Here is a 4,723-nt window from a genome sequence, read left to right as displayed (position 1 = left end):
CCAGTCAGACTAGGCGACAGTTTCGGCGCTTTTGCTCAAATCTTACGCGACCATCAGGCACGAATTACTATCGCTGCTAAAGATTTAACCAAGCTCGGCTTGGGTGGTAGTGCCGTCGGTACGGGACTAAATACCCACCCAGAATATCGATCGACTGTCGCCCAGATTCTGGGAGAATTAATCGGGCAACCTCTAACCGTCGCCCCGCACTTGATGGCAGCAATGCAAAGCATGGCACCATTTGTAAATGTCTCTGGCAGTCTCCGCAATCTCGCCGCAGACCTAGTAAAAATCTCCCACGACCTGCGATTGATGGACTCTGGCCCTAAGACTGGTTTCAAAGAAATTCAACTGCCTCCTGTCCAACCTGGCTCGTCAATCATGCCCGGAAAATACAACCCAGTGATGGCAGAAATGATCTCGATGGTCTGTTTTCAAGTGATGGGATTCGATCGATCGATCGAGATGGCCGCCCAAGCAGGACAATTGGAATTAAATGTGATGATGCCCCTGATTGCTTACGATCTGATTCATAGCATCGAGATCTTGGGCAATGCCCTGCAAGCTCTGACAGACCAATGTATCGTCGACATCACCGCCAATCCCGAACGCTGTCATGACTACGCTGAAGGCAGTCTCGCACTCGTCACGGCGCTCAATACTCATATCGGTTATCTCAATGCTGCTAGTGTCGCCAAGGAGTCCCTAGCTACAGGTAAATCTCTGCGGCAAATCGTCCTAGAGCAAGGACTGATGGAGCCAGATTTGTTAGCACAGGTTTTAGATCTAGACAAAATGAGTCAATTACCCTCAGCTTGAGGTACATCGCAGCAGTAGACACAAGTAAGTCGGCGCAAATATCGATCGCACCAGAAAAGCCTGAAACCCATATGGTGGGCAGTGCCCACCCTACCCTCTACGCCAACGCGGCTCAACCCAACCTACGACAAAAAGATTTGTTCGTCTCCCATCTACCCTCTCCCATCTCCCATCTCTTACCCAATTGTATCGATCGATTGAAACAATTGCCCGACTTGTCACCAACAGCCGGATAATGAACGAACATTAATAGCAAAATTTTGAAGCTGCGATGGATAGTAGTTTAATTCTGTCTAATATCTTAAATCCGCCCGTACTATTCTTTTTCCTGGGCATGATAGCGATTTTTGTGCAGTCCGATTTAGAAATCCCCAATCCACTGCCCAAACTATTTTCACTCTATCTGCTAGTGGCAATCGGTTTTAAAGGCGGACATGAATTATTTGAAAGTGGTTTGAGTCCCTTAATTATCAGCACATTAATAGCCGCCATCGTTATGGCTTCGATCGTACCAGTCTATTCCTTTTTTATTCTAAAAATTAGGTTAGATAATTATAATGCAGCAGCGATCGCCGCTACTTATGGCTCGATCAGTGCGGTGACTTTTATTACGGCGAGTTCGCTGCTCGATAAGCTTCAGATTCCTTACGGTGGTCATATGGTAGCAGCTTTAGCACTGATGGAATCACCCGCGATCGTCGTCGGATTAATTCTCGTCAGAGTGTTTAATAAAAAAGAAACCGAGCTATCTGTAGATAAAGACGATAGCGCAGAAATTTCTTGGGGTGAAGTGTTGCGCGAGGCTTTTTTAAATGGTTCGGTCTTACTTTTAATCGGGAGCCTGATTATTGGTGTGCTTACTGGTGGAGATGGCTGGGCAAAAGTACATTTATTTGTCGAAAAAGACCTTTTTTATGGCGCTTTAATGTTCTTTCTATTGGATATGGGATTAGTCGCCGCACGCCGGATTCAGGATCTTCGCAAAACTGGGATGTTCCTAATTGGTTTTGCCATTTTGATGCCGATTGCCAATGCGCTCATCGGAATTTTCTTAGCCAAGGCAATTGGCATGGGACAAGGTAATGCGCTGCTATTTTCCGTACTTTGTGCCAGTGCGTCCTACATTGCCGTACCTGCCGCGATGCGGATGACTGTGCCGGAAGCCAATCCTAGTTTATATGTCTCGATGGCATTGGCAATCACCTTTCCCTTCAATATCATTGTTGGGATTCCGATTTATTTACAGACTATTAAAATATTGGGAATTTAAACGTGCTGCAAAAAGTTAAAAAGGTTGAAATTATTGTTAGTTATCTCGAAGTTCCTGCTGTCTTGAAAATTCTCAGAAAAAATGCGATCGCTGGCTATACAGTGATTAATAATGTCTCTGGCAGCGGCGAACATGGCTATTCTGGAGACGATTTGATTACTAATAGCTATATTATGATTATCTGTACTGAGTTAATAATGGCAGAGCAATTGTCTAATGCAATGCAACCCCTACTCAAAAAACTTGGAGGAATATTTATTGTCACCGATGCAGAATGGATCGCTCATTAAAATAATTAATAATTAATAATTAATAATTAGTAGAATGTAGTCCCAGTAGTCCCAGTAGTAGGGTGGGCACTGCCCACCATCTAGGTTTTAGACAGAATCCATCCGATCGATAATTGTATTTTCCTGCTAACTTAACCTCGGGAATATCTTGATGAAAATCGTTGATAAAGATCTGGAAATTATCGAATCTTGGCACAAAAATGCCGCCCCTTGGATTATCGCAATTGAGGAGCGGCAGATTGAAAGTCGTAAATTAGTAACCGATCGAGCGATAATCGATGCCGTCGTCAGTCAAAATGGGCGCAAAGTCCTCGATCTTGGTTGTGGTGAAGGTTGGCTAGCTCGGGAATTAACATTACTGGGCATGGATGTCCTGGGTACCGATATTATCCCAGCATTTATCGATCGCGCACGTCTGAATGGTAGCCAGAGATTCGAGCTACTCTCCTATGAAGAGATCGCTGGCGGTAAATTAGCGGAAAAGTTCGATGTGGTAGTTGCTAATTTTTCCTTACTGGGACAACAATCAGTAACGAGTCTATTCCGATCGATCCGTTCGCTACTCAATCCCCAGGGTTCTTTTATCGTCCAGACACTACATCCCTTACTTGTCTGTGGCAATTTCACATATGTCGATAGTTGGCGTTCTACAAGCTGGGATGGCTTCAGTAGTGGCTTTACACCCACGCCGTGGTATTTTCGCACGATGGAGACTTGGGTGCAACTCTATGCTACCAACGGCTTATCGATCGTCGAAATCCGCGAACCCATTCTTCCGCAGACAGGTAAACCCGCTGCGGCGATTTTCATTGGGATCTCGGAGCGATAACCAAAGGCACTCTTGGCAACTACTTGACTGTCGAGCGTTGGCATAAAGACAATAACAAACTAGCAATCCCGAGTTTACTGGCTTCCAACACCCAGTAAATCGAGTGCATCTGATTCATTTCTACAGGCAAAGATTTGGTGGTCGCAAAAATATCTAAATCGATACCCAATCCACTCATATAAGGCGTTACTACGAAAGTATAGCTCATCGCGATCGCCATCAGCATCACTGCACTTGCCAACATCTGAGACTGATGATTCATGCGATCCGATAGTTTGCTCAGTGCCCACACACCGCTTAAGATTATTGCCGCACACAGCAACTCTACCCGATTAAAAATCCAGAAAATACTGTAGCTTGCCGAAGCAAATCCACTGCTCTCCATCATCCCCGTCGTCCATAAGGTGGGCATGATGACTAAATCTAAAATCAAACTACCACTGAGCCAAAAACCCAAGCTACCAGTAACGAGGTTTTGCCATCTTTGGGCAGCGATATCGCCGATCGAGAATCTACTCTGTTGACCGCCATCAAATGCTTGCGTCATGTTATCCACCTTTATATCGAACCTTATTATTCAGGATAACTTATCAGACCGATAAGCAATACTAATTTTTGTATCGACGCAGACCTATTTCAGCAGCAAAGTTCCGGTTAAGTTAGTCTTCAATCGGTTCTAAATAGCGATCTTCCAGTAAAAATGCCCCCCGCTCGAATTTTACTACCCAATAATTGCCGGGTTTGCGATCGATAATTAATCCGCGCGTTCCCACTGGTAGCAAGCTTGGCGAACGTAACATCGGCATCGGATCGGCAGTTTTGAGATGAGTCGGTAACGCAATTATGCGCACATTAGTGCCAATATTAAGTTCTTTAAACATAATTAGACATAAGTTATTAATGATTAATTATCGATTACTAATTATCGATGATTTATCGCCTTAGCGATCGATTCTGGTGTGAATGCGAACTAGAGCGAGATTAGATCTGGTGAATTTCGCCGCGATCTACTCCAAAAATCTGTCATTAGGTAGATGTTACTACTGGTTGATGATGTTGCTGAGTGTGATAGAGCGAGATTTAGAGACGATCGATCGCACCTCTAATCTATAGTGTTACTTGAATTGGTCGATCTGCTTTTTACTATTACTAAATTATTAACTTGGGACATCATCTATCTGACGGTAGGCGATCGGTTTGACTAATCCTGTGCTACTATAAGAGGTGAAGATTATTTTCGGCTGTATGGTTCTTTTTACAAGCTTTTCTCCGAATCTAACTCTCTACACCTACAGGATTCTGGAGACAGCGATATGTCAATTTACGTCGGCAATTTATCCTACGAAGTTACGCAGGATGACCTAACTCAGACTTTTGCCGAGTACGGTAAAGTCAAGCGAGTTCAATTGCCTACCGATCGGGAAACTGGTCGTCTACGCGGTTTTGCTTTTGTGGAAATGGAAACAGACGCAGAAGAATCTGCTGCTATCGAAGCTCTCGATGGCGCTGAATGGA

General features: G+C 44.3%; 8 protein-coding genes. 6 read left to right on the top strand and 2 right to left on the bottom strand.

Annotated features, from left to right (window positions below; all coding sequences use genetic code 11):
* The 5 genes from RMO52_RS07105 to RMO52_RS07085 all read left to right on the top strand — a co-directional run.
* On the top strand, positions 1-819 hold an 819-nt coding region (locus RMO52_RS07105; protein ID WP_310412282.1), incomplete at its 5' end, for a lyase family protein.
* Positions 816-1,055, top strand: coding sequence for a hypothetical protein (locus RMO52_RS07100; RefSeq protein WP_310412279.1), 240 nt, complete (start codon positions 816-818; stop codon positions 1,053-1,055). The genes RMO52_RS07105 and RMO52_RS07100, both read left to right, overlap by 4 nt.
* Positions 1,056-1,090: 35 nt before the next feature.
* Positions 1,091-2,089 (top strand): sodium-dependent bicarbonate transport family permease, encoded by a 999-nt coding sequence (locus RMO52_RS07095; RefSeq protein WP_309738082.1) that lies wholly within the window; start codon positions 1,091-1,093, stop codon positions 2,087-2,089.
* A gap of 2 nt (positions 2,090-2,091) precedes the next feature.
* Complete coding sequence (locus RMO52_RS07090) at positions 2,092-2,379, top strand: P-II family nitrogen regulator (protein WP_309738083.1); 288 nt, start codon at positions 2,092-2,094, stop codon at positions 2,377-2,379.
* A gap of 151 nt (positions 2,380-2,530) precedes the next feature.
* A complete protein-coding gene (locus tag RMO52_RS07085; RefSeq protein WP_309738084.1) occupies positions 2,531-3,208 on the top strand; it encodes a class I SAM-dependent methyltransferase in 678 nt (225 codons plus the stop codon).
* Positions 3,209-3,227: 19 nt separating this feature from the next.
* Here the strand turns inward: RMO52_RS07085 and RMO52_RS07080 are convergent, their stop codons facing one another.
* Both RMO52_RS07080 and sipA read right to left on the bottom strand, forming a co-directional pair.
* On the bottom strand, positions 3,228-3,755 hold the full coding sequence (locus RMO52_RS07080; protein WP_310412275.1) for a DUF4149 domain-containing protein: 528 nt from the start codon (positions 3,753-3,755) through the stop codon (positions 3,228-3,230).
* Between the two features lie 112 nt (positions 3,756-3,867).
* The gene (sipA, locus tag RMO52_RS07075) at positions 3,868-4,089 is read right to left on the bottom strand and encodes a regulatory protein SipA (RefSeq protein ID WP_309738086.1); all 222 of its coding nucleotides are present in this window, start codon (positions 4,087-4,089) and stop codon (positions 3,868-3,870) included.
* Positions 4,090-4,521: 432 nt separating this feature from the next.
* Between sipA and RMO52_RS07070 the strand changes: the two genes are divergently transcribed.
* Positions 4,522-4,723, top strand: a 202-nt coding sequence (locus tag RMO52_RS07070) for an RNA-binding protein (RefSeq protein WP_310412272.1), incomplete at its 3' end; no start/stop codon positions are given.

Source organism: Chamaesiphon sp. OTE_8_metabat_110 (genome assembly GCF_031382685.1).
Classification (GTDB): Bacteria; Cyanobacteriota; Cyanobacteriia; order Cyanobacteriales; family Chamaesiphonaceae; genus Chamaesiphon.
This window is presented reverse-complemented; position numbering and strand designations above follow the sequence as displayed.